Source organism: Chromohalobacter sp. 296-RDG (genome assembly GCF_029889885.1).
In the GTDB taxonomy this organism is placed as follows: Bacteria; Pseudomonadota; Gammaproteobacteria; order Pseudomonadales; family Halomonadaceae; genus Chromohalobacter.
Window position 1 is genome coordinate 1 of record NZ_JARANY010000283.1, and the last position, 809, is coordinate 809.

Here is an 809-nt window from a genome sequence, read left to right on the forward strand (position 1 = left end):
AAGCATGGTGAGGGGCTGGCCTTCATCCGTCGCTGCAGAATCCTGGGCCTGTCACTGGCTGAGATTCACGAACTACAGAGCTATCAGGACGACCCTCATCAGCCTTGTACCGCCGTCAACGCCTTGCTCGATGATCACATCTCTCATGTGCGGTCGCAGATAACCGCTCTGCAAGCGCTTGAGAAACAACTCGTTTCACTGAGAGCGAGTTGCAACGATGACCGGGAAGTTGAGGCGTGTGGGGTTCTTGCTGGAATTAGCGAAGGAAACATGCACCAGCAGTAGGTGAAGCATCAACCAGATAATCCGATGAGATGCCGGTCTGTCTCACTCTCATGCAAAGGTAAGATCAACCATTTAATCCGCTTACCCGAATTTAGATGCTTGTTTATACTACTTGATGGCTATAGCCGATTTCCAGATAAGCTTCTGCACAAATCTCTTGCCACCTTTAGAAAATAACTCCCGGATCATACTTGACCACCCGCAATTCTACATCCAATTTTAAGAAAACTGGCTCTAAGCACAATACATACAGGGCAAGTCCTCAACTATTATTCAAGGATAAAAGATAAGTGTTAGCCGCAGCAGTACTTGCAACAGGTTCTGCATTCGACAGCCACCCCAACACATCGGCCAACCGATACCGAACCGCTCGGCCACGCTTGACATATCGAGGCGCAGGTATGCCAAGCAGCATTCCGGTTACCCTCGCTTTTCGCGCCGTAGCCGGTTGGGCAGGTATCAGGTACGGAAATACTGAACGCTCTGGTAACTCTATTAACTCAGGGTCAAGCCCTGCTCTGTAG

1 protein-coding gene is annotated in these 809 nt (G+C 49.8%); it reads left to right on the forward strand.

What is annotated here, in order from left to right; genetic code table 11:
- Window positions 1–285: MerR family DNA-binding protein (locus OP495_RS18545; RefSeq protein ID WP_089675517.1), on the forward strand; the 285-nt coding region annotated here is incomplete at its 5' end.
- Window positions 286–809: the final 524 nt, after the last annotated feature.